21 protein-coding genes are annotated in these 22,809 nt (G+C 67.9%); 13 read left to right on the top strand and 8 right to left on the bottom strand.

What is annotated here, in order from left to right; translation table 11 throughout:
- The first annotated feature begins 2 nt into the window (after window positions 1-2).
- Complete coding sequence (locus KF709_05930; GenBank protein MBX3173931.1) at window positions 3-257, top strand: acyl carrier protein; 255 nt, start codon at window positions 3-5, stop codon at window positions 255-257.
- Here the strand turns inward: KF709_05930 and KF709_05925 are convergent.
- Window positions 254-1,330, bottom strand: coding sequence for a hypothetical protein (locus KF709_05925; protein ID MBX3173930.1), 1,077 nt, complete (start codon window positions 1,328-1,330; stop codon window positions 254-256). The genes KF709_05930 and KF709_05925 overlap by 4 nt on opposite strands.
- Window positions 1,327-2,154 carry a hypothetical protein gene (locus KF709_05920; GenBank protein MBX3173929.1) on the bottom strand — a complete coding sequence of 276 codons (828 nt, stop codon included), beginning with the start codon at window positions 2,152-2,154 and terminating at the stop codon, window positions 1,327-1,329. Before KF709_05920 ends, KF709_05925 begins: the two co-directional genes overlap by 4 nt.
- A 201-nt stretch (window positions 2,155-2,355) precedes the next feature.
- On the opposite strand from KF709_05920, the gene KF709_05915 reads away from it, so the two are divergent.
- Window positions 2,356-3,930, top strand: a complete 1,575-nt coding sequence (locus KF709_05915) for a PQQ-dependent sugar dehydrogenase (protein MBX3173928.1) — start codon at window positions 2,356-2,358, stop codon at window positions 3,928-3,930.
- Window positions 3,931-4,087: 157 nt separating this feature from the next.
- Entirely contained in the window at window positions 4,088-4,795 is a 708-nt protein-coding gene (locus KF709_05910) for a class I SAM-dependent methyltransferase (GenBank protein ID MBX3173927.1), read from the top strand.
- 17 nt (window positions 4,796-4,812) lie between these two features.
- Here KF709_05910 and KF709_05905 read toward each other — a convergent pair whose 3' ends face one another.
- Window positions 4,813-4,980: a hypothetical protein gene (locus tag KF709_05905; protein ID MBX3173926.1), complete on the bottom strand. Its 168-nt coding sequence runs from the start codon at window positions 4,978-4,980 to the stop codon at window positions 4,813-4,815.
- Between the two features lie 88 nt (window positions 4,981-5,068).
- Window positions 5,069-6,247 carry a VanZ family protein gene (locus KF709_05900; protein ID MBX3173925.1) on the bottom strand — a complete coding sequence of 393 codons (1,179 nt, stop codon included), beginning with the start codon at window positions 6,245-6,247 and terminating at the stop codon, window positions 5,069-5,071.
- 242 nt (window positions 6,248-6,489) lie between these two features.
- On the opposite strand from KF709_05900, the gene KF709_05895 reads away from it, so the two are divergent.
- Genes KF709_05895 through KF709_05850 form a run of 10 tightly spaced genes read left to right on the top strand, consistent with a single transcriptional unit; the run spans window position 6,490 to window position 18,671 of the window.
- Complete coding sequence (locus KF709_05895) at window positions 6,490-8,328, top strand: carbamoyltransferase (GenBank protein MBX3173924.1); 1,839 nt, start codon at window positions 6,490-6,492, stop codon at window positions 8,326-8,328.
- Window positions 8,301-8,705: a hypothetical protein gene (locus tag KF709_05890; protein MBX3173923.1), complete on the top strand. Its 405-nt coding sequence runs from the start codon at window positions 8,301-8,303 to the stop codon at window positions 8,703-8,705. Before KF709_05895 ends, KF709_05890 begins: the two co-directional genes overlap by 28 nt.
- Before the next feature lie 37 nt (window positions 8,706-8,742).
- Complete coding sequence (locus tag KF709_05885) at window positions 8,743-8,904, top strand: hypothetical protein (protein MBX3173922.1); 162 nt, start codon at window positions 8,743-8,745, stop codon at window positions 8,902-8,904.
- Between the two features lie 20 nt (window positions 8,905-8,924).
- Window positions 8,925-10,445, top strand: coding sequence for an oligosaccharide flippase family protein (locus KF709_05880; protein ID MBX3173921.1), 1,521 nt, complete (start codon window positions 8,925-8,927; stop codon window positions 10,443-10,445).
- A gap of 15 nt (window positions 10,446-10,460) precedes the next feature.
- On the top strand, window positions 10,461-11,579 hold the full coding sequence (locus tag KF709_05875) for an SGNH/GDSL hydrolase family protein (GenBank protein ID MBX3173920.1): 1,119 nt from the start codon (window positions 10,461-10,463) through the stop codon (window positions 11,577-11,579).
- Window positions 11,580-11,610: 31 nt separating this feature from the next.
- Window positions 11,611-13,515 (top strand): asparagine synthase (glutamine-hydrolyzing), encoded by a 1,905-nt coding sequence (asnB, locus tag KF709_05870; protein ID MBX3173919.1) that lies wholly within the window; start codon window positions 11,611-11,613, stop codon window positions 13,513-13,515.
- The gene (locus KF709_05865) at window positions 13,512-14,684 is read left to right on the top strand and encodes an SGNH/GDSL hydrolase family protein (GenBank protein MBX3173918.1); all 1,173 of its coding nucleotides are present in this window, start codon (window positions 13,512-13,514) and stop codon (window positions 14,682-14,684) included. The genes asnB and KF709_05865 overlap by 4 nt, the downstream gene beginning before the upstream one ends.
- On the top strand, window positions 14,681-16,357 hold the full coding sequence (locus tag KF709_05860; GenBank protein MBX3173917.1) for a hypothetical protein: 1,677 nt from the start codon (window positions 14,681-14,683) through the stop codon (window positions 16,355-16,357). Before KF709_05865 ends, KF709_05860 begins: the two co-directional genes overlap by 4 nt.
- Window positions 16,357-17,550 carry a glycosyltransferase family 4 protein gene (locus KF709_05855; protein MBX3173916.1) on the top strand — a complete coding sequence of 398 codons (1,194 nt, stop codon included), beginning with the start codon at window positions 16,357-16,359 and terminating at the stop codon, window positions 17,548-17,550. The genes KF709_05860 and KF709_05855 overlap by 1 nt, the downstream gene beginning before the upstream one ends.
- Window positions 17,547-18,671: a glycosyltransferase gene (locus KF709_05850; protein ID MBX3173915.1), complete on the top strand. Its 1,125-nt coding sequence runs from the start codon at window positions 17,547-17,549 to the stop codon at window positions 18,669-18,671. Before KF709_05855 ends, KF709_05850 begins: the two co-directional genes overlap by 4 nt.
- Here KF709_05850 and KF709_05845 read toward each other — a convergent pair.
- The 4 genes from KF709_05845 to KF709_05830 are packed head-to-tail and all read right to left on the bottom strand — an operon-like array spanning window position 18,659 to window position 22,705.
- Window positions 18,659-19,687: a FemAB family PEP-CTERM system-associated protein gene (locus tag KF709_05845; protein MBX3173914.1), complete on the bottom strand. Its 1,029-nt coding sequence runs from the start codon at window positions 19,685-19,687 to the stop codon at window positions 18,659-18,661. The two genes, KF709_05850 and KF709_05845, sit on opposite strands and share 13 nt — an antisense overlap.
- Window positions 19,684-19,938 (bottom strand): acyl carrier protein, encoded by a 255-nt coding sequence (locus KF709_05840; protein ID MBX3173913.1) that lies wholly within the window; start codon window positions 19,936-19,938, stop codon window positions 19,684-19,686. Before KF709_05840 ends, KF709_05845 begins: the two co-directional genes overlap by 4 nt.
- The gene (locus tag KF709_05835; GenBank protein ID MBX3173912.1) at window positions 19,935-21,527 is read right to left on the bottom strand and encodes an amino acid adenylation domain-containing protein; all 1,593 of its coding nucleotides are present in this window, start codon (window positions 21,525-21,527) and stop codon (window positions 19,935-19,937) included. Before KF709_05835 ends, KF709_05840 begins: the two co-directional genes overlap by 4 nt.
- Before the next feature lie 20 nt (window positions 21,528-21,547).
- Window positions 21,548-22,705 (bottom strand): acyl-CoA dehydrogenase family protein, encoded by a 1,158-nt coding sequence (locus KF709_05830; GenBank protein ID MBX3173911.1) that lies wholly within the window; start codon window positions 22,703-22,705, stop codon window positions 21,548-21,550.
- Between the last annotated feature and the right edge of the window lie 104 nt (window positions 22,706-22,809).

Genomic DNA, 22,809 nt, shown 5'->3' with positions numbered 1-22,809 from the left:
AGATGTCGCAGTCTGAGTCCGAGATCCTCACGAAGGTGCGCGCGTTCATTGAGCGCGAGTTCCTCTATATGCGCCCAGACTTCAAGCTCAATGACGGCGACGACCTGATGAAGGCCGGCGTCGTGGACTCGATGGGCGTCCTCGAGGTGATGAACTTCCTCGACGAGGAGTTCGGTGTGACGCTGAACGACGACGAGATCACCGAGGCCAACCTCGGCAGTCTTCAGGCGATCGCGCGCTTCGTGGCGGCGCGCTAGCGCGCGTCGAGCCAGGCCGCCTCGGCGGCCGTCGGTAATGGGAAGAACGCCCACTCGGCGTGGGCGCCGTCGGCGAGCGTCGCGGCCGGCGTGGGGACCTCGGTGCCCGTCCAGCAATAGATCGGAAGATCATAGTCGCGGCGGAACCGGAGCCGTTGCAAGGCCGCAAGGCTATGCCGGCAGGAAGTCGCGGCCGTGATCACGTCGGGCGAGAATCCGACCAGGATGCGGCACAGCTCCCGCGCCGCGCCCCCGTAGAGCGAGGTCGCGTCGTCGGCGAGAAAGAGCTCCTGCACGGCGGCGGTGCGCAGACCGCTAGCCTCGTAGATGCGGGCCGACGCCCAGCCGACGAGTCGGCCGCCGCTGCGCACGTGGAAACCGAGCAGAGTTCCGAAGGACGCAGGGGCGCGGCGCAGCCACGCATCCGTGGCCGGGTCGGCCAACCGGATCCAGGCAAAGCGACCCTGGGTCCGGAGCATCCCCGCGATGCTCGGGCTCATCGTCCCAGCCGGCACGAGCTGCACCCGCGAGGCCCGCGCACGCGGGACCATCAGGTGACGCGCCGACAGGTCGAACGCCGCCGCGAACGCCGCCGTGCGTCCGCGATCGCGGAAGTAACGGCCGGTGAGTGGCAGGTTGAGCCGCCAGCCGGTGTCGAGTCGCGTCCACTTCAGGCGCTCGAAGATCGCGCGCGCCTGCGGCGTGCCGCCGAGGGCAAGCAGCGGACGACCGTCGCGCATGAACTCCTTGATGACGCGCAGGCCTGCGCCGCGGGCGCGCCACACATCATCCGCGTACCAATCGAACATCTCGAGGCAGTCGCGCTCACCATCCGGGGTGAGATACGGGCGTCGAAAAGCGAAGACGCCGCCGACACACTCGTCTCCGTTCATGGCGAGCGCTGCTTCCTGAGGCGCGTCCTGGCGGTAGCGCCAGTCAAAGTAGGTGTCCGAGCAGGGCCGATCCCAGGCGCTGCGCGCGAAGGCGATTGCCGCTTCGCGCGATCGGTCGTCGAGCCGGACCACGCGAAGCGAGCGGCTCGACGCCTCCTCGGAGGACGTGGCGCTGCTCATTCGCGCGGGGTCGGTGCGGGCAGCTGCGCCAAGGTCACCAGGAACGCCTCGGCGATCCGGCGGCGTCCTGCCTCGTTGAGGTGGCCACCGTCGTACGTGTTGCCCGCCGCGAGGGCTGGCACCGAGCTGCCGCGAAACCGCACTGCCGTAAACGATCCGTCCGGCGCGACTGCTTCGTACGCCGCGATATCGAAGAGCGGCTCCTTGCCCTCGTAGGTCTCGCGCATCCGAGCGTTGTAGCGGGCACGGATCCAGTTGAGTTCGCGCCACGGCGTGTTCTTGCCGCGCACGACCGTGCGCCAGTACATCAGCGTGCCCGGGTCGGTCTGCAACGGCAGCGTCATGTGCACGATCACGAGCCCGGGGTGCTGCGCGCGCAGGGTCTCGATCCGCCGTTCGTAGTCCGCGAACAGCGCGTCGGGGTCGGTATCGCCGGTGATGTCCACGTAACAGAACTTGAGCATCGCGACGCCGGAGGCGGCAACGCCGGCCGAGACGATCGAATCGAAGGCGGCGAGCTTGGACGCTGGCGCTCCGTTCTCGCCGATGGCGGCGTGGTAAAGTCCGGGCTCCGCCATCTGCGTCGGGTCGGAGGTCTCGACGACGCGAAGCGCAATGCCTGGATTCGACTGCAGTACCTCGGCGAGGCCCTCGACAAGATTGGCGCCGACCGACTGGTGGCCGAAGAACAGTCGGCGCTGCGCGAGTTGCTGCCACGCGCTGTCGGGGATGTCGGCGATGTTGACGGTCGGCACGGAGTTGGGTCGGGTCAGGGTCTCGCTTGTGCAGCCGAGGGCGACGAGCCACGTGGTCGCCAGCAACATGAATCGCAATAGAACCTCGCGGATCTCAGGTGCAGAAGTTGGGGGTCGCTTGAATGGGCGCAACGTCGCAAGTGCCGTGCCGATACAGGTCCGATACTTGCAGGACTGATAACCCCACGTCATGATAACTTTTGGCCGTCCCCCCTACGATCCGACATGAATCAGGCTACGACGCGTAGGTCCCTGTTTACGTGGCAACGCGTGCTCGTTGCGGTCCTCTGGATGGCGAGCCTGGGCGTGACCTTCCTCGCCGGTGCCGTGGCGTACAAGTACCGCGTACGGATCCGGGCGATGCTGAGTTCGGTGCAGGGCGGCGAGATGATTGCCACGAACCTGTATAACATCCGCGTGGCCAAGCTGCGGATGCCGGAGGGCTTTGCCGGCGGTCGGGACGGCGGGCTTGCCCCGCTCCGCGACGGCGTGCTGCTCGCCGATCGCGAGGGCGCGCTCTGGTTCGTGGGCGCGGACCGCGTGCCGCAAGCGCTGGCCCTACGGGTACCGGTGAACAGCGAGGCGCTGCGGACTGATCCCGACATCGAGGGCCTGATCAACGCCGCCCAGTTCGGCGTGAAGGACGTCATGATCCAGGCGCTGCCGAACGGCCTGCGGCTCTTCGTCTCGCACAACCAGTGGAATCCGGACGAGAACTGCTATGTGCTCCGTGTCTCGGCCCTCGAGACGACCGAGTCGGCGCTCACCGGTGGTGCGGCGGGTGAGGGCTCGTGGCGCACCCTGTTCGACTCGTCGCCGTGCTATGAGCTGTCCACGCTTCCTGGCGGCGTCAGCCCGCATCCGACGCTCGGCGCCGGCGGACGCATGGCCCTCCTCGATGACCAGCATCTCGTCCTGACAATCGGCGGCTTCAAGGGTGAACTCGAGCTCGAGACCGCGGAGAAGTATTGGGACCGCAGCAACTCGTACGGCAAGACGGTGGTCGTGGATCTCGGGTCGGGCGAGTCCCGAATCCTGACCATCGGGCACCGCAATCCCCAAGGGCTCACGCGGGACAATGCGGGGCGCCTCTGGCTGACGGAGCACGCAGCGCGAGGTGGGGACGAGCTGAACCTGCTGACGGACGGCGCCAACTACGGGTATCCCGCCGTCTCGTACGGCACGGCCTACGGCGAGATGTCGTGGCCCGGCAACCCGCGTCAGGGCCACCACGAGGGCTACGCAAAACCACACTTCGCGTGGGTGCCGTCCCTCGGCATCTCGCAGCTGATCCAGGTGAACGGCCCCGCGTTCGCACACTGGCGTGACGATCTCCTTGTCTCCTCACTCGCCGCGCAGAGCCTCTTCCGCGTGCGCCTCGAGGGCGACCGGGTCACCTTCGTGGAGCCGGTGCCGATCGGGCACCGGGTGCGGGACCTGGTGGAGCAGGCCGACGGCACCCTCGTCGCCAAGACCGATGACGATGTCCTGGTCTATCTGTTCCCGCAGGAAGCGCTGAGCATGGATGATCCCTCCCTCACGCCGGTGGAGCGTGGGGGACTGCTCGCCAGCTCCTGCAGCGGATGCCATGCGCTCAGCGACGGTGCGCCGGACGGCATCGGGCCGAACCTGCACGGCGTCATCGGGCGCAACCTCGCGGCGCGACGTGGGTTCGCCTACTCGGCGGCCCTGCGGGCGGCCGGAGGCAGCTGGTCCGCGGAACGGTTGCGTGCCTACATCGTCGACCCGAGCGCTGCGGTGCCTGGCACCACGATGCCGAGCATTCGAAGCTTCACCGAACGCGAGTTGGACGATCTCCTAGCCTACTTCGGTTCGCTCCGCTAACGTGGCAGTTGTTGGCCACGGGGTCTGATGGACCGATATTTGCAAGGCTGCGACCCCGTGCCCATGATTGGCGTGCTGGATGCGCCGTGCGCACACCAGGCTCTGTAAGTCCGGCCGTGCTCCGCGCGCGGTCCTGCCTTTTCCCGAGACCCCACTGATGCAAGATCAAGTCGCCGAGAAGAAGTTCTACGAGGAGCTGTTCGAGAAGGACATGCGCAATGTCCACATCACGCACGGCTACGAGGAACTCTACGACATCGTCTTCCCGCCCAAGGCCAGTGGCGAACTGCTTGACCTCGGCTGCGGCACCGGCGCGCACAGCATTCGCCTTGCCGAGCGCGGATTCACCGTGACGTCCGTCGACCTCACCTGGCGCGGCGTGGTTGCGGCGCGGGAGCGATTCCGCGAAAAGGGCCTGAACGTAGACGTCGTCGTGGCGGACGCCGAACATCTGCCGTTCAAGGACGGCGCCTTCGACGTCGCCTGGACGTCGCTGCTGCTGCACCACTTCCCGGTGCTGGACAAGCTCCCGGCGGAACTCAAGCGCATCGTGCGACGCTCGGTGGTGGCCTTCGAGGTGAACGCCGGCAACTTCCTCAGCTGGTTCGCGTTCAACATCATCAACCCGATCTTCGGCATCAGCTCGACGACGAAGAATCAGCGCGCCCTATGGCCGAAGAAGGTGCACGCGGTGTTCGAGGCGATCGGGTTCCGCGTTGGCAAGTTCGAGTACGTGCATCGCGCGTGGGAGGACAAGGATTCCTCGGCCAAGATCGTGCGGCGCCTCGCGCACTTCGTGATCGGCCTGCTGCCGATGCCGTACCGGGCCAACAAGTTCATCGTGACCTACGAGAAGCCCGCCTGAGTCGGCGGGCGCGCGGCCTAGATCGACTTCGCCTCGGCCAGCAACATCACCGGAATATCGTCCTTCACCTCGAAACTGAGGCGGCAGTTGCTGCAGACGAGGACGGACTCGGACTGCCGGTAGTCGAGCTGGCCCTTGCACTTGGGGCAGACGAGCTTGGCGAGGAGCTTCTCGGAGAGGGCCATCGGTTCCCTGAGCTAATGGAAGAAGGGGCACCGCGAGGCGGCGCGCAGGTGGGGAATATACGTCTCGGTCACCGACCACCGCACCTCGTCACTCGCCTCGCACCACGCGATGCGAGAGGGATCCCAGCAGCAGTCCGGTGAGCAGGCCGCCCCATTCCGCTGCGCGCGGGAGGTCGAGCCCCGACGCAAGTGCCGAGATCGCGAATGCGCCGGATGCGGCGAGAACGACGGCAACGCGCTGCCGTCGGCGGAGCGCCGGCAGCAGCAAGCCGAGGGGAATCAGCAGCAGTGCGACGCCAACGGCATCGAGCGTGCGCCGTGTGGCGACTGTCGCGTCGTCGAGCGGCCGGATGAGCTGCCAGTAGCTCCCGGCAGCGGCCGCGCCGGCACAGCGGCCCACACCGCCCACCCAGGCACAGACGGAGTCGGCGGGCCCGCTCACCCGGATGTCGAACGAGTCGCCCGGTGCCAGGCCCCGCAGTGCGCCAGGAAAGCGCGTCGGAGGCTCGGCGAATCGAAACGTGGATGCCAGCCGCCGCGTGAAGATCACCAGGTCGTCGCCGTCAAGTCCGATCAGTAGCATCTGGCGCGGCCAGTCGTCAGCGATCGCCACAATGCCGGCAAGCCGAGGCGCAGTCGGACCGGCTACGCCGCTGACCTCGAACTCTGCCCCGGCAAGAAGCGCTTCGCGAATGGCTGGCTGATTCCCTTGCGGGCCGGGGGTCAGGCGTTCGCCATTCAGCGTGACGGCATCGACCTTTCCGTCCCAGCGCGCCAGATGCGGCTGCCGTGGTGTGACCATCAGGAAGTAGTCGGCCGCCGGCACGTCGTAGGCTCGCAGGAGTCCGGACCCGCCGACAATCACGGCCGGAGCCAGCGCGGCAATCCAGGCGAGTCTCGTGGTTCGCGGCGCAGGGCGGAGCAGCGCCGGGAGGTAGAGCTTGAGCGCGGCGCCGAGGCCGCCCCCGACGCCGTTCGCCAGCACGTCACGCAGCGTGGGCGCGCGGCCTGGGAGGAGCAGCTGCACGAGCTCGATTCCCGCGCTGAGCGCGATGCAGATAACCACGATTCGACGCAGCGAGACGCCGGACAACGCCAATCCCAGGCCGAGCGGAGCGAAGAGCAGCAGGTTCACCAGGAGATCTGGGGTTCCGAGCTCGCCGCAGAGGACGCAGAGCACTCCTGTCGCCGGTGCGGGACCTGACGCGGGAGAGAGCGTGGCGACCGCAATCGCGGCGAGTGAAAGCGTGACGAGGAGGCGTGACAAGCGTCGAATCGCGAGAGGCGGGAGAGACGAACGGGCGGGGCCGCTGCTCGGGTCGATGCGCCATCGCAACAGTCGGGCGCGACAAGCATTCAGCTTGGAATCCGCGAACCGTCGTACGATATTGTGCTGGAACAAGTTGCGCCACCGAATCGGGTGGCGTCGGTAGAGTCCGCAACTTGCGATGGTGGGGCGAGTCGCCACCGTCTGCGGGCGACGCACTGTGAACTTCCTCGTGAGGCGACGTGACGGCTCGTTCGAAGACCTGGATTCTTGGCATTTCGGCGTTTTACCACGACAGCGCGGCCTGCCTCATCGGTGACGGGGAAATCGTGGCGGCCGGATCCGAGGAACGGTTCACGCGCAAGAAGGGTGATTCCGCCTTTCCGAGCCGCGCCGTGGAGTTCTGCCTCAAGCAGGCAGGCATCACGGTCGCCGATCTCGCCACGGTGGGCTTCTACGACAAGCCCTTGCTCAAGTTCGAGCGCATCCTCGAGACCTATCTCGGAACGGCGCCGCGCGGGTTCAAGTCCTTCCTGAAGGCCGGCCCGCTGTGGATCAAGGAGAAGGTCTATCAGGACAAGATGCTCCGCGACGCGCTCGGCGGCTACGACGGCGACATGATGTACGCCGAGCACCACGAGTCGCACGCGGCGAGCGCCTTCTTCCCCTCGCCGTTCGAGGAGGCGGCCGTCCTGACGATGGACGGCGTCGGCGAGTGGGCGACGGCGAGCATCGGCGTCGGCAAGGGCAATGACCTGCAAATCGTGAAGGAACTGCGCTGGCCCGATTCGCTGGGCCTGCTGTATTCCGCCTTCACGTACTACACGGGCTTCAAGGTCAACTCGGGCGAGTACAAGGTGATGGGGCTCGCGCCCTACGGGCAGCCCAAGTACGTGGACCTGATCTTCAAGCACCTCGTCCATCTGCGCGACGACGGGTCCTTCACGCTGGACCAACGCTACTTCAACTATCTCGCGGGGCTCACGATGACGAGCCCGGCCTTCGATGAGCTGTTCGGCGGCCCACCGCGCGTGCCGGAGACGCACCTCACGCAGCGTGACATGGACCTCGCGCGCTCGGTGCAGGATGCCTGCGAGCGGATCATGATGCACATGGCGCAGGCGGCGCACCGCGACACGGGCCTCGAGAACCTCTGCATGGCCGGTGGTGTGGCGCTCAACTGCGTCGGCAACGGCAAGCTCCTGCGCGACGGCCCGTTCAAGCGCATCTGGATCCAGCCGGCCTCGGGTGATGCCGGCGGCGCGCTGGGCGTCGCGCAGCTCATCTGGCACCGCACGATGGAGAAGCCGCGCACGGTGGTGGCGGGTCGCGACCAGATGAACGGCTCGTACCTTGGCCCCGCGTATTCGGATGCCGAGATCGAGGGCTTCCTCAAGTCCGTGAACGCCGGCTATGAAAAGATGACGGAGGCCGACCGACCGCGGCGCGTTGCGGAGCTGTTGGCGCAGGGCAACATCATCGGTTGGTTCAACGGCCGGATGGAATTCGGACCGCGTTCGCTCGGCTGCCGCTCCATCCTCGGCGATCCGCGCAGCCCGAAGATGCAGGCCGACATGAACATCAAGATCAAGTTCCGGGAGGGCTTCCGGCCCTTCGCCCCCAGCGTGCTGCGGGAACGGGTGAGCGACTACTTCGAGCTCGACACCGACTCGCCGTACATGCTGCTCGTGGCCCCCGTGAAGCAGTCGCGGCGGATCCCGCTGACGGCGGAGCAGGGCAAGCTCTGGGGCCTCGACCTGCTGAATGTCCCCAAGTCCGATATCCCGGCCGTCACGCACATCGACTACTCGGCACGCGTGCAGACCGTGACGGCAGAAGTGAATCCGGCGTACCACGCGCTGCTCTCGGAGTTCGAGAAGCAGACCGGGTGCGCGGTGCTGGTGAACACCTCGTTCAACGTGCGCGGCGAGCCGATCGTGATGTCCCCGCTCGACGCCTATCAGTGCTTCATGCGCACGCACATCGATTACCTCGTACTCGGCCCCTACCTCCTGGCAAAGGGAGCGCAGCCCGAGTGGAAGGAGACGTCCGATTGGCGCACGGAATTCCAGCTCGACTGACCGCGGCCGAGGGCCGCAAGTTCGGACTTACGGTCGGGATCGCGTTCGCGGTGCTCGCGGGCATCACGTTCTGGCGCGAACACCCCACGATGATGAAGGTGTTCGGCTCGCTGGCGGCGCTGTTCATCGCCGGTGGCCTGTTTGTGCCGACGATGATGGGGCCGGTGGAGCGGGCCTGGATGAAGCTCGCGCTGCTGATCTCCAAGGTCACCACGCCGATCTTCATGGGCGTCGTGTTCTTCGTGGTCATCACACCCATCAGCCTGCTGATGCGCCTCTTCGGGAAGCTGCCCCTGCGGACCGACCCGAACGCGACGACGTACTGGCATCTGCGCCCGGAAGGTGAGCGGCGCAGCGACCTTTCGCGACAGTTCTGACCTTTCGACAGACCCCTTCGAGCAACGGCGACGGACTATGGCAAAGCAGCGCGGCATCGTATCGGAATTCTTCGGCTTCCTGAGTGCGCGGAAGAAGTGGTGGCTGGCCCCGATCATCATCGTGATGGTGTTGGTCGGCGCGCTGCTCGTCTTCGCCCAGGGTTCGGCGCTGGCACCGTTCATCTACACGATCTTCTGAGCGGCCCCGACAGCGAGTCGATGGCTTCATCGCCCGACACCGACGCGCGGGATCGGGAACGGCAGCACGCCCGGAGTACCGCCAAGCATAGCGCCGTCTACCTGATCGGCACCGCGCTCTCGCGCGTCGCCGGGCTCATCATGCTGCCGCTGTACACACGCGTGCTCTCGACGCGCGAGTACGGCGTGATGGAGCTGCTGGGCTTCACCACGGACATCATCTCGATGCTCGTTGGACTGGGCATCGGGACTGCGGTGACCCGGCACTACTATCGCTACGACAACGACGACGAGCGACGCGCGGTGATCAGCTCGGCCGCCGTGATGCTCCTCGCCATGTTCGTGGCGGTCGGTGCGGTGGGGATGCTCACGGCGGATCCACTGAGCCGCCTGCTGCTTGGTCCGGAGGAGCCGGCGGTCTTCGTCCGCTTGGCGATGGTCGCCCTCGTGCTCGGCGTGACCATCGAGGTGCCCATGATCGTGCTTCGGGCGCGCCAGAAGTCGGTCGCCGTGGTCACGGCGGGCCTCACGCGGCTCGGGCTCGCCTTGACGTTCAACGTCATCTTCGTGGTCATCCTGCGGCTCGGGGTCGCCGGGGTGTTCTACAGCACGATCATCTCATCCGCCGTGGTTGGCGGCTACCTGCTCATTACGCTGCTGCGCGAGACGGGTGTGCGCTTCGTGCCAGCACTGGCTCGCCAGCTCATCCTCTTTGGTGCGCCCTTGGTGGTCTGGGAGGTCGGCAGCTTCGTGCTGCATTTCTCCGACCGCTTCTTCCTCCGCGCGTACGCCTCGCTGGCCGTGGTGGGCATCTACTCGCTGAGCTACAAGCTGGCAATCATCATTCCCTTCTTCGTGACGGGGCCCTTCGGGCAGATCTGGCTGCCGAAGGCGCTCGAGGTCCATCGCAAGGAAGGGGCAGCGGCGATTCCCATCCTCGCCTCGCTGCAGCGCTACTACAGCATCGCCCTCATTTCCGTCTCGCTCGGCCTGACGCTCTTCTCGCCGGACGTGGTCCGCATCGTGGCCGACAAGGCCTTCTACGGCGCGGCTGGCCCGATCCCGGTTCTGGCGCTTGCGATGGTCTTCTTTGGCTATCGGCAGGTCGCGCAGGTGGGAGCACTCATCGCGGAACAGCCGGGCGTTGTCGCCCGGGCCACCGCCATTGCGGCTGTCGGCGTCCTGGTCCTCAACTTCCTCTTTATCCCTCGCTGGGGCGCGATGGGGGCCGCAGTGGCGACGCTTGGCGGCTTTGCGCTCGACTTCTTCCTGATCCGCTGGTACTCGATGCGCCTCTATCCGTTGCGCATCTACATCGGCGTGCTGCCGATCGCCCTCGCCGCGGCCGCCTGGTGGCTCGGCCAGGTCCTCGCGCCGCCCGATGCCGGGCTGGTACCGAGCATCCTCGGACATGCTGCGGCCTTCTTGGCGTTCGTGATCGCGCTGTTTGCCACGGGGATCATCACGCCGACGCAGCGGCGCAGTCTCGCCGAGGCGCTACGGAATCCCGTGGCCACCCTCCGCGCACTTCGCGCTTCCTAGCTCGACATGTCCTCTATGCAACGCAAAGCGCTGTTCGCGGCCATTGCCCTTCTGATAGCGATGACGATGGCGGCGATGGCCGCCGAAGTCCTCGTCCGGGTGGTGGCGCGGCCAGGAACGGAGTTGGCGGAGCGACTGCGGCCGTACGACCCGTTTGCCATCCTTGTCGAGCCCCACGGCTTTCACGGATATCGTCCGCGTCCCGGCGTCGTCGTGCGGTACCGCAACGGGACGGCGGCGCACATCAATGCGCGTGGATTCCGCGGCGTCACGCCGGCGGCGGGCGAGGACTCGACGCGACTCCGCGTTGCCATGCTCGGTGGCTCCACGACCTTTGGCTGGGGCGTGGACGACTCCGCGACCATCGGCGCGTACCTGACGGGGCTTCTCGATTCGCTCATGCCCGGCCGCGCGATCGAGGTGGTCAACGCCGCCTTCGACGGATACGACTCGCACCAGTTGCTCGAGCGCCTGCTAGGCGATGTGCTGCCGCTTCGACCGCAGGTGGTCGTGATCAACAGCGGAATCAACGACGTGAGGAGCGCGCGGTATTCGGGGCTGGAGTACGCCGATCCGCGCACGCTGTTCTACGAGGCGCCGATGCGTCGCATGCGGGAGGAGCAGGCCCGCGGCAGGCCATATCTGTGGTCGCGCGTCAAGCACGCCTCCAAGGCCGTGCAGCTCGCGGCACTGACGCGTACCCTGGTGATGAGCACGGCGCGCGCGCGTCCGCTGCCTGCGACGCGGTTCGACATCTATCCTGACGCTGCCGACTACTTCGAGTCCAACGTCCGTCGCATGATCGACTCGGCCACGGCCCGCGGCGCGGTGGTCCTACTCTCGACCCCGCCCTCGTCGCTGCGTGAGAACCACGCGCCGGACGAGACGTCAACGATCGCCTATTGGCTGAACGATGCGGCGGAGACCCAGGTGTACCGCGATACGTTGGCGGCGCGGCTCCGTGGGATTGCCGAGTCGTATGTGGGCCGCGGTGCGCGCGTGGAATACCTGCGCCCGAGCGTTCCGCCGGCAGAGTTCCTCGACGACGCGCACCTGACGGGCCCCGGCAATCGCCTCGTGGCCGAGCAGTTTGCGCCCGTTATCGCGCGGCTCTTGGCGCCGCGCGCACCCTGACGCCCCGACCATGTGTGGCATCGTCGGTATTGTGCACGCGCCCTCGGCCCCTCCGGTCGCGGCGGCGGCCTTGCGCCGGATGTGCGATGCCATCCGTCACCGCGGGCCGGATGATGAGGGCATGCTCGTCGAGGGGCCGGTCGGCATCGGCATGCGCCGCCTCAGCATCATCGACCTCGCTGGCGGGCACCAGCCGGTGTTCAATGAGGATCGCAGCGTCGCCATCGTCTACAACGGCGAAGTCTACAACTACCGCGGACTGCGGGACGGCCTGATCTCCCGCGGCCACGTGATGCGGACGCACAGCGACACCGAGACGATCGTCCACCTGTACGAGGAACTCGGCGACGCCTGCGTCGAGAAGCTTCGCGGCATGTTCGCCTTCGCGATCTGGGATGCCAAGCGCGATCGACTCCTGCTCGCCCGCGATCGATTCGGCATCAAGCCGTTGTACGTCGTGCAGGCCGAGTGGGGCCTCGCGTTCTCCTCGGAATTGAAGGCCCTGCACGCGGTGGGGATGACCGGCGGCAGCCTCGACTGGGAGGCGCTTCAGGCACACTTCCGCGTGGGATATCTGCCCGCGCCGCGTTCGCCGTTCCAGGCTGTGCGGAAACTGGAGCCCGGTCACGTGCTGACCTGGGAGCGCAGCAAGCGGCCGGAGACGCGGCGCTACTGGGACGTGCCGACGCAGCGGGCGCAGGCGCATCCGCACGCGGTGGAGGAGGTGCGGCAGCGCCTCGATGAATCTGTGAAGGCGCATCTGGAATCCGACGTGCCCGTCGCGGCATTCCTCTCCGGCGGCCTGGATTCCTCGGCTGTGGTGACGAGCATGGCGCTGGCGGGGGAGCGTGCACACGCCTACACCGTGCGCTACCAGGGCACTGGCGCCGCGCGGGCCGACGAGTCGCCGCTCGCGGCGCTGCTGGCGGAGCGCTACGGACTCAAGCTGAGCATCGTCGACGTCGAGCCTGATGTCCGCACGATCCTGCCGCAGATCGTGCGCGCACTCGACGAACCGCATGCCGACGAATCCGCCGTCCCGACGTGGCTGCTCTGCGAGCGTGTCGCCGCGGAGTACAAGGTCGCACTCGTCGGCACCGGCGGCGACGAGCTCTTCGGTGGTTATCGCCGCCATTTCGCACTGGCCGCGGCCGCGATGTGGCAGCGTGTCCCCCGCGGGATCCGTAGCGCGGCGGCGTCACTCGGCGCGCGGATGGGTGAGCCGTCCGACGGCGGCCTGGGCATCGCGCGCGTGAAGCGCTTCCTTCGTGCCTCCGGGGATTCCCTCGCCGAGCGCTACCTCAGCCTCCAGGACAAGCTCGGGACGGCCCCGATCTTCAGCGACGCGGTCCGGGAAGCGACGGACGTGAACTACGCAGCCGAGACGTTCAGGAGGCACGGGGTCGCAGCACCTCGCGATGGCCTCGTGCGACCGGCGTTGTATCTCGACTACAAGACGTATCTCCCCGACGACCTGCTCCACCTGGCCGATCGGCTGTCCATGGCGCACTCGCTTGAATTGCGCGTGCCGTTCGTCGATCACGAGCTCGTCGAGGCGTTGTTCTCACTGCCAGACTCCACCCGCGTGGGACTGATGCGCCCGAAGCGACTGCTGCGCCGCGCTCTGGCGCCGCGGTTGCCGAAGGCACACTTCACGGCCCCCAAGCGCGGTTTCGTTGGGCCGACCGCGGCCTGGCTGCGCAACGAACTCGCCGAGGTGCTGGCGGATGAACTGAGCGCCAGCCGCATCGGCCGCCTCGGATTCTTCAATCCGGAGGTCGTCGATCGCCTGCGGCGCGAGCACGCCGAGGGACGCCAGAACCACGAAGGGGTGCTCTGGGCGCTGTTGTGCTTCTCGCTCTGGCATCAGAGTTTCGTGGAATCCGCGGCCGTTGAGGCGTATCGGCCCGGCCATCTCTTGCCTTCAGGCCCATGACCGAGCCCACTCCGTCGCCGAACGATTCGCCAGCCACCGAGTCCGTCGACCAGCCGCCGCGCCTACTGGTTCGACTGTTCGGATCGCTCGCGTTGCTGGGCGTGTCGGGATTGCTGGCGTTGGGCGTGGCGGAGGTGGCGGTGCGGCTGGCGGCACCGCAACAGCTGATTCTCATTCGTCCCGATGTATGGGAGCCGGTGGACACGCTTGGCTGGGTGCGGCGCCCGAACATCGAAACCCAGATGAACACCGGTGAACGCACGGTCACGGTGCGCACCGACAGCGCCCGCTTCCGCGTGGGCGCCACCGGCCGCCGTGAGGCGGCGACGCAGGTGCTGCTGCTCGGTGATTCGTTCATGGAGGCGTTGCAGGTGGAGTACGAGCAGTCCACGGCCGGCCTGTTGGAGGCCGGACTGGAAGCCGCATCCGGGCGTCCGGTGGCGGTGCGCAACGCCGGGGTCTCGGGCTGGAGCCCGAATCAGTACCGACTGCTGGCCCGCCGCGAACTTGCGGAGACGTCGTACGCACTGATCGTGGTCGCGGTGTTCGTGGGGAACGACGTGATCGGTGAAGCGACGGAGCGCATTCCCCCCCGGGTGCCGGTCGAGCGCAAGCACTTCCGGTTTCCCCGTAGCCTCGCAGCCCGCGAGTTGATCGACGCGCTCGCGGCGCCGGTCAACGACGTCCTCGAGGTGCGCTCGCACCTCTTCATCCTGGCGAAGAACTCGCTCGCCACGATGCGCATGCGACTTGGGCTGACCGCCGACTATTTCCCCCGCTGGTACCAGAAGGCCGAGGCCGACTCGCCGGCGTGGGGCGTCACCGTCGCTGTGCTCCGTGCACTCGCGGACGAGGCACAGGCGAAGGGGACGCCCACCGTGTTCGTCCTCGTGCCGGAGCGACTGCAGGTGCACAGCGACGAATTCCTGCGCTACCTCAAGGGGTTCGACATCGACCCGGCGTCGGTGGACCTCGATCAACCGAGCCGGGTCCTGCGCGAGGGACTCGAGGCGGCGGGACTACGCGTGGTGGACGCACTTGGTCCATTCCGTGCCGCGGCCGCCGAGACTCGCCTCCACGGCGTCGTCGACCAGCACCTGAGTCCGGAGGGACATCGGGTGCTGACTGACGTCATCCTTCCGGTGGCCGCTCCGCTGCTCGCGCGATGAAGATTCGTTCCTTTGTCGCGTGGACGACGCGCCAGGGCGATCTCTCCGTCCGAGTGGTGCCGCGCGGCGTTGAGCGGGAGCAGACGCTTGCGTCGGAGGTTGTGGCAATCCTCAACGACGCCTCCGAGTTCGATGCGCAGGCGCCCGACACCTGCCTTGCTGCCGGCGTGCCGCTGCGTCTCGAGCCGGCGGGCGATCGCCTCGTGCTGCACACCAGCCTCGTTGCACTGCCGCCCGTCTTCATCTTCGAGAGCGATGCGGTCGTGGCGCTGGCTTCCGATGTTGCGTCGCTGCGTCGCGTGCCCGGTGTGCGGCTGCGTTTCGATCCGGTTGGCGTCGCGCAGCTCGGCGCCGTCGGACATCCGATTCAGCATCGCAGCCTGTTTGAGGGCCTTCGGCTTGCGCCGGCCGGCGCGCGGCTGACGCTCGATGCCCAAGGCCGGGTCGCCACCTCCGCGGCCTGGGAGCTGCCGGCTGCGCGCGCGGTCAGCAGCGACGAGTTGCTCGCGGCGCAGGAGAGTGCCTTCCGCGAGGCTGTCGAGCGCATCGACGTGTCGACGTCCGTGCTCTCGCTGACCGCTGGGCTCGACACGCGCGCCGTCTTTTCCTCACTTGCCGCGGCGGGCCGACTGGTGCCGGGCTGCACCATCACTGGCCCACGGCCCTCACTGGACGCGCGAGTCGCCGCAACACTCTGTCGCCACTACGGCGTGGCCCACACGGCCATCGAGATCGGCGACGCCTTCGAGCGTGACCTACCGTCGCTGATGGACCGAGCGAGTCTGCTCTCCGGTGGCCTGGAAAGCCTGGGGCAGGCCCCCGAGGTCTACCTCTACGACGTCTTGGCCGGTCGCTTCGGTGCACGGCTCTCGGGCAATCTCGGCAACCAGATCGGACGTGGTGGCACCGAGGGCGTGTCCGTGCGCGGCGCCGACCTCGAGGTGCTGGGTCCCGCGCTGCGCACCGAGTCGACTACGTCCAGCAGTCACTGGCTCATCGACCAGCTCGACGCCGGCCCGCGCGAGGCCATCACGTTCATCCTGCAGCAGGAGATTCCCTCGACGCTGGTGGGCAACTTCTCCGTCGGCAGTCACTTCGCGGTGCAGCAGACGCCGTACGCGAGCCGCGCGCTCATAGACACGTTGGCACAGCGCGCCGCGGCGATGCACGACGTGGCGTCGCGCTCGGCGCTGCGCCTGCGCCTTCGCGATCTGCGGCACCGCTTTTTCGGGGAGCCAGCCTCCCGCTCGTTCCAGCGACGGCTCGTCGCGCAGATCGGCGGCTTCGCGGCTGAGTATCCCATCAACTGGGGCTGGCGCCCGACCGGTGGCGTTTCACTGCCGGGCATGGCGTGGGGCGCGGCGACGCTCGTGGGCATGTATGCGCGCGCCCGTGGACTCGACGACGGCGCGCTGCGTTCAGTGATGCGCACGACGGGCCTGCCCGCCTTGCACGACTTCCGCGAGTCGCGACGCTGGCTGCGCGTCACGCTGCGGGAGTACCTGCGTGACCTCGTCGGCTCCCAGCGCATCCGCGAAGCCGGCCTGTTCGACACCGCGCGCCTCACGGCCGCATTGGACGCCTACGCCGCCGGTGCCGCCGGGCACTACGCCACCATCACCTTCGCGTTGGACGTCGCACTCGCCCACCGCAACTTCGTCGAGACGGCCTGATGGCTCCTGCCCAACGCCCGCCGGAAGTGCTCTTTCTCGCGCCAGTCGAACCGTGGTGCCGCGAGAACGGCAGCAGCGTCGTGATCGCCGATCAGCTGGAGGGCCTGCTTGCACGCGGCACGGTGCGTCTGCTGCCCATCTTCCTGCGTCGGCCGCCCGAGGGGCTCGTGCCGGTGCCGCCCGAGGGCCTCGACGGCGTCCAGCTTGGCCTCGAAGGCGTGCCGCGTTGGCTCTCGGTCGCCAAGGCGCTGCTTTTTCGCACGACACCGCTGCGCGTACGCTTTGACAACGCGGCCGCCGTGGCGAGCGTGGACGCCGCCGTGCGCGAGCGCAACTTCCATCCGACGGTCGTGCACGTCGAGCACCTGCCGCTCGTGGATATCGCCCTGGCGCTGGGTCGTCGATACGGTGCACCGGTCGTCTATCGCTCGCACAACATCGAGGCGGTGCTGCTCGGGCGTCGCGCGGGACTCCCCGGTCCGCTCGGCGCGATGCTGCGCCGCACCGCGGACCGCTCGGAAGCGGACGCGATGCGCGCCTGCGCGATGACGCTCTGCATCTCCGACGTGGACTTGGCCTGGGCGCGCAAGCACGCACCGGATGCGCGTAGCGAGCTGATGCCCTGTTCGCTGCTGATGAGCCGGTATGACCGCGTGTCGGGTGGTGCCGTCGCCGCCAAGCAGCTGGCGTTCGTGGGCGGGCTGGACTGGGCGCCCAACGAAGTCGGACTGCGCTGGTTCGTGGACGAGGTCTGGCCACGCCTGCGCGCGGTCGTACCGGACGCGACCCTGGCCGTGCTGGCGCGCGGGGCGGCGCAGCGCGAGTGGCTGCAGGGCAAGCCGGGCATCGAGCTCCTGCCGCCGGAAGCACAGGCCCTGGACCTCTTTGCATCGAGCCGGTTGTCCATCGCGCCGCTGCTGCAGGGCGGGGGCGTACGGATCAAGATTCCCGAGAGCCTTGCCGTTGGATGTCCCGTCGTGGCGACAAGCATCGGCGCGGAGGGCCACGATCTGCCGGGCATCCTGCGGGCCGACGAACCACGTCGTTTCGCCGAGGCCTGCGCATCGATCCTGACTGCGGCGCCGGATCCCCTCGCGCGCCGCGAGCTGCGTGACGCGGTCGAGGCACGGCACGGCGCGACGGTGCACGCCGACCGTCTGCAGGACATCTGGAACTCCGTCGCTCCGCAGTGACACGACCGCCGCGCGTCGTCCACGTCATCGCGCCCTCGCCGGCGGGCGGTGCGGAGTCGGTGGTGATGGCGCTCGCGGCAGCTGACGCGGCCAACACCTGCGTGGTGATCATCAATCAGGTCGCGCCGCCCGGAGCGCCGCCGCACGTTATGGCCACCAGGTTGCGCGCGCAGGGCGTCACGGTGGAGGAAGTGCGTTGCGGCCGGCGGCAGTATCGGGCGGAGGGGCGCGCCGTCGCCGCATTGGTGCGGTCGCTGGGCGCGGACGTCGTGCACACGCACGGCTACCACGGGACCGTCGTCGCGTACTTGGCTGCGAAGCAGCATCGGGTTCCGCTGGTGGCCACGGTCCACGGCTACCTCGGGCGAAACTGGAAGGAGCGCATCTACGACGCCGTGGACCGCTGGGTGCTCCGGCGCTTTGACGGCGTGATCGCCGTCTCCGACGTGATTGAGCGACAGCTGCTGGCAAGCGGCGTGTCCCGTGATCGCCTGCATCAGGTGCAGAACGGGTTCGGTCCGCAGGCCACCCTCACGCGGACGGAGGCACGGCGCGCCCTTGGGCTCGACGAAACGGCGAAAGCCGTGGGGTGGATTGGCCGGCTTAGCCCGGAGAAAGGGCCCGACTTGTTGATCGGGGCGCTGCGTGCGCTCCGCGACGACGAGACCGCCATCATCGTGGGAGAAGGTCCTGAGCGCCCGCGCGTTGAAAGCTTGCTCGCAGCATGGCCGGCGGCTGACGCAGCACGCGTGCGCCTCGTCGGGTTTCGTGACGACGCTGCCGCGCTGCTGCCGGCGTTCGACGCGCTCGTACTGTCCTCTCGCATCGAGGGGACGCCGATGGTGTTGCTCGAGGCCGTGGCCGCCCGCGTCCCGGTCGTGGCGTTTGCGGTGGGAGGGGTTCCCGGACTGCTGCCAACCGACGCCGCCCTGCTGGTGCCGCCTCTCGACGTCGCGGCGCTAGGCGCCGCCGTGCGTCAGACGCTCGACAACCCTGTTGCAGCCTCGCGGCGCGCGACACGCGCGGCCGAGCACCTGGAATCGCAGCTTAGCCTGGACCGCTGGCTGGAGCGCGTGCGAGCTGTCTACGCCGCCGCGGCGCGTCCGCGTCAGGGGATGTAGCGGACGATCCGCGGGCCCAGCGCGGAGGCCACCGCGAGCGGCAAGCGCTGCCACACTCTGGATGCGAGACCGAAGGCACCGGAGCCCGCCGTCGGCGTAGCCGACTCGACCTCGTCGTCGCCCTGATACCAGTAGAGTGGTTCGTCCACGGCGCCCCACTGCGCCTTGAACCGGTGCGTGGCGCTTCCGGGCGTACAACGCCCGAAGTTGAAACGCTCCAGTCCGGCCTCTGCCGCCCGCGCGATGAAGCCCCAGTACAGTGCCATGTTCGGCGAAATCGCGCTGTGCGCGCGGAGTGCGGACGCCCAGGTGATCTCGAACTCCCCGCCCCAACGAAAGCCGGCGCCGCAGGCAATCGGTTCCTCTCCCAGATAGGCGCAACCGACCCAGAAGTCCTCGCCATACGCGCGCGCCAGCGCCCGGAACCATTCGCGCGGCATTACCGGCGTGCCAAGGTCGCGCATATGACGCGCGAACACCTTGTAGAAGGCGTCAACTTGGTCCGGCCCGAACCGCACGGTGACCCCCGCCTTCTCTGGCCGCCGGACCTGACTGCGCAGCTTGCTCTTGAGCGTGTTGAACGTCGCGGTCGAGTCACCCGCGATCAACGGCAGCACCACGGTGATCTTGCGGTGCGAGACCTGCCAGTCGAGCGGCAGCGGTACCGCGGAGCGTAGCTCCAGCAACCCCACGCGCGTCTCGGTTGCGAGAGAGCGGGCGTGCGCACTGAGTGCCGCGATCCCCTCGGCACTGCCGAGCGGCCCGCCGTAGCTCACGAACGGCATCGAGATGAGGAAGTGCCCGAAGATCGGGCTCCGCACCCGCACCAGCGGTAGGACGGCGCTGACGCGTCCCTCGGCATCGAGCGCGGCGAGCCGGTGGCACTTGTGGCCGAACACCGACTCGATGACGTCAATCAGTTCCGCGCGATGGAAGGCGGTAAAGCCTTCCTGGGCGGCGGCAAACGCATTCCACGCGGCGCCATCGCCTGGGAAGGGCCCGACGCGAGTGCTCACCCCTTGCGGGCGCGCAGCCGCTCGGTCAACTCCGTGATGGCGGTGATCGTCGCGAAGTTGTCGGGCGCTACCTCATCGTCGGGGACGCGCACACCGGCGCGGTCCTCGAGAAAGGTCACGATGCGCATGAGACCCATGGAGTCCACGATGCCCGACTCGATGAGGTCCGTATCGTCAGTGAGTGGCGCGCCGAGGTCGTCGCCGACCAGGTGCGTCTCGATGAAGGTCACGAGTTCCTGCTTGATCGTCATGAATGCTCCGCGTTCGCGGTAAGGGTGGTGTGCAGCGCCTGGCGGTCCGTCTTGCCGGTCGAGGTCTTGGGAAGTTCCGGCAACAGGAGGAAGCTCTCCGGCACCATGTACGGAGGCAACCGACGCATGCAGAATGCGTGGAGGTCTTCGGCCGAGGGCGCCCCTTGTTCGTTCGGGGCGAGAACGGCGCGGAGTCGTGCGCCGACTTCGTCGTCGGCCACCGGGATCACGACGGCCTCGCGGACGGCGGGATGCGCGTGCAGCGCCGCCTCGACCTCACCGAGTTCGATTCGATAGCCCCGCGACTTCACCATGTGGTCGCGGCGGCCGACGAACCAGTAGTTGCCGTCGGCGTCGCGCCGTACGATGTCGCCCGTGCGGTACACACGGTCGTCGAAGGCGGGCTGGAGCTGGTTCTTCACCAGCGACTGTGCGGTGCGCTCGGGCAGGCCCCAGTAGCCCGCCATCACCGTGCCGCCGCGCACCAACAACTCGCCCTCCTCGCCGTCGGCCACGACCTGGCCGTCGGCGCCGACCGCAAAGACCTCGGTGTTGGCGCAGGCCACACCGATCGGGATCGCCGTCGACTCCGGGTCCAGCTCGCGCGGCAGCGCATACCAGGTGCAGACGTTGGTCTCGGTGGGGCCGTAGAGATTGAAGAACGCGGTCTTCGGGAGGGCCCGCATCACCTCGCGCAGGTACTTCTGCGGGAACACCTCGCCCGCGAAGAGCAGCGTGCGGAGCGCCGGATAGTCACGGCCCGCGAGGTCGCCGTGCAGCAGCATCCGCACGAGCGCCGAGGGCACCGAGTACCAAATGCTGATCTCGCGCTCGCGAATCCATTTGGCGAGATGTCCGGGGAACGGCGCCACCTGATCGGGCACCAACACCACGCAGGCGCCGGCAAAGAGTGCGGCGTAGATGTCGAAGACCGAAAGGTCGAAGTGCAGCGGAGCGTGGCTGGAGAGCCGGTCTTCCGGCTGCACCGCGAACGTCTCCACACCCCAGTCAATGAATGTCAATGCATTCCGATGCGTGATGATCACGCCCTTCGGCTTGCCGGTGGAGCCCGACGTGTAGAGGAGGTAGGCCGGATCCGTCTCCGTGGCGGCCACACCCTGTGGTCCATCTGCGTCGGGCAGCGCAGAGAGGCGCGTCACATCGAGCCACTCGGCGGCGCGCGACGCCTCGGCCTCATCCATCACGACGGCCAGCCGCAGCGAGGGCAGCGTCTCACGATGCTCGTGCAGCGCCTCCAGCCGATCGGCGCTCGCGAACACGGCCGAGACGGCGCAGTCGCCAAGGATGAAGGCCGCGCGCGCCGTGGGAGCGTGCGGATCGATGGGGACATAGGCCGCCCCACTCTTGGAAATCCCCAGCATCGCGACCAGGCTGCGATGCGTCTTGAGCGCGTACAGCCCGACGCGGTGGCCGGGCCCGATGCCTGCCGCACGCAGCCGTGCGGCCACGGCATCGCTCCGGGCGTCGAGCTCCGCGTATGTCAGGCGTTCCGTGCGCCACTCCACCGCCACGCGGTCGGGGTGGCGCCGAACGCTGTCGCGGAGTCCGTGCCACAGAAGGAATGCCACGCCGGTCTCCGAAGTGAAGGTCAGGTCTGGGGTTCGAGGCCCAGGTGGCGCGCGATGATCAGCCGTTGGATCTCCGAGGTGCCGGAGTAGAGGCGCGCGGAGAGGTTGTCCCGCAAGTGTCGTTCCATCTCGTATTCGCGCATGTAGCCGTAGCCGCCGTGGATCTGGATGGCATCCAGCGACGACTGCACGGCGGCCTCGCTGATGTGCAGCTTGGCCAGGGCACCGTCGAGGGCGCTCGGCTCGCCGGTCCCGTGGGCCCAGGCGGCTCGATACAAGAGTGCCCGCGACGTCTCGAGGCGCAGCTTCATGTCAGCGAGCTTGCCGGCGATGAGTTGGAAGTTGCCGATCGGCTTGCCGAACTGTTGGCGAGTCTTGGCGTATTCGACGCAGGTCTCCAGCTCGTGCTGCATCGCACCGACCAGGCTGCCGAGGATGCAGCTGCGCTCCCAGGCCATCGAGTGGTTGAAGATCTGGGCCCCACTCCCGACGCGCCCAAGCAGGCAGTCGGCAGGTACCTCGCAGTCGTCGAGGAAGACCTCGCCGGTCGGCGAGGTGGTCAGGCCCGCCTTGTCGAGTGGCTTGCCGAGCGAGAGCCCCTTGGTGCCTCGCTCGACGAGGAAGCCGGAGATGCCCCACATCCCCTTTTTGGGGTCCACCGTGGCAAACACGAGAAACAGGTCGCCGATCGGGGCGTTGGTGACAAAGGTCTTCGAGCCGTTGAGGATGTAGCGGTCGCCACGCCGTTCGGCGCGCGTGCGCAGCGCGAACGCATCCGTGCCGCTCTCCGGCTCGCTCATCGCGTGCGCGCCGATCAGCGTGCCGTCGACAAGCGGACGCATCCACCGCTGCTTCTGCTCGGGCGTGCCGAAGCGGAGGATCGGCGACTGGATCGCCCACATATGCGCGTGCAGCGAGAAGAGCAGCCCCTGGTCCCGGCATGCGTAGCCGAGGGACTCCATCGCGAACATCGTCGTGAGGACATCGAGGCCGGCGCCGCCAAACTCCTCGGGGACGGGGAGCCCCTGGATGCCGAAGCGGGCGCACTCCTGCCAGAGCTCGCGCGAGAAGGTGCCGGCGCGTTCGCGCGCGACGAAGTCATCGTTCAGGGACTGCTTCGCAAACGCGATGACGTCCGTGCAGAGCTGGTCCTGCTCCTGCGTGCGACTGAGGTCCATCAAATCGGCCTGAAGATGGAGGGCGCGCGACCTCGTGTCGCGCGCGTCGCCGAAGCTTACCGGTTGGCGCGCGAAGGCGTCAACCGCAGATGCCACGTTGCCGA

The organism is Gemmatimonadaceae bacterium, from assembly GCA_019637445.1.
Classification (GTDB): Bacteria; Gemmatimonadota; Gemmatimonadetes; order Gemmatimonadales; family Gemmatimonadaceae; genus Pseudogemmatithrix.
This window is presented reverse-complemented; position numbering and strand designations above follow the sequence as displayed.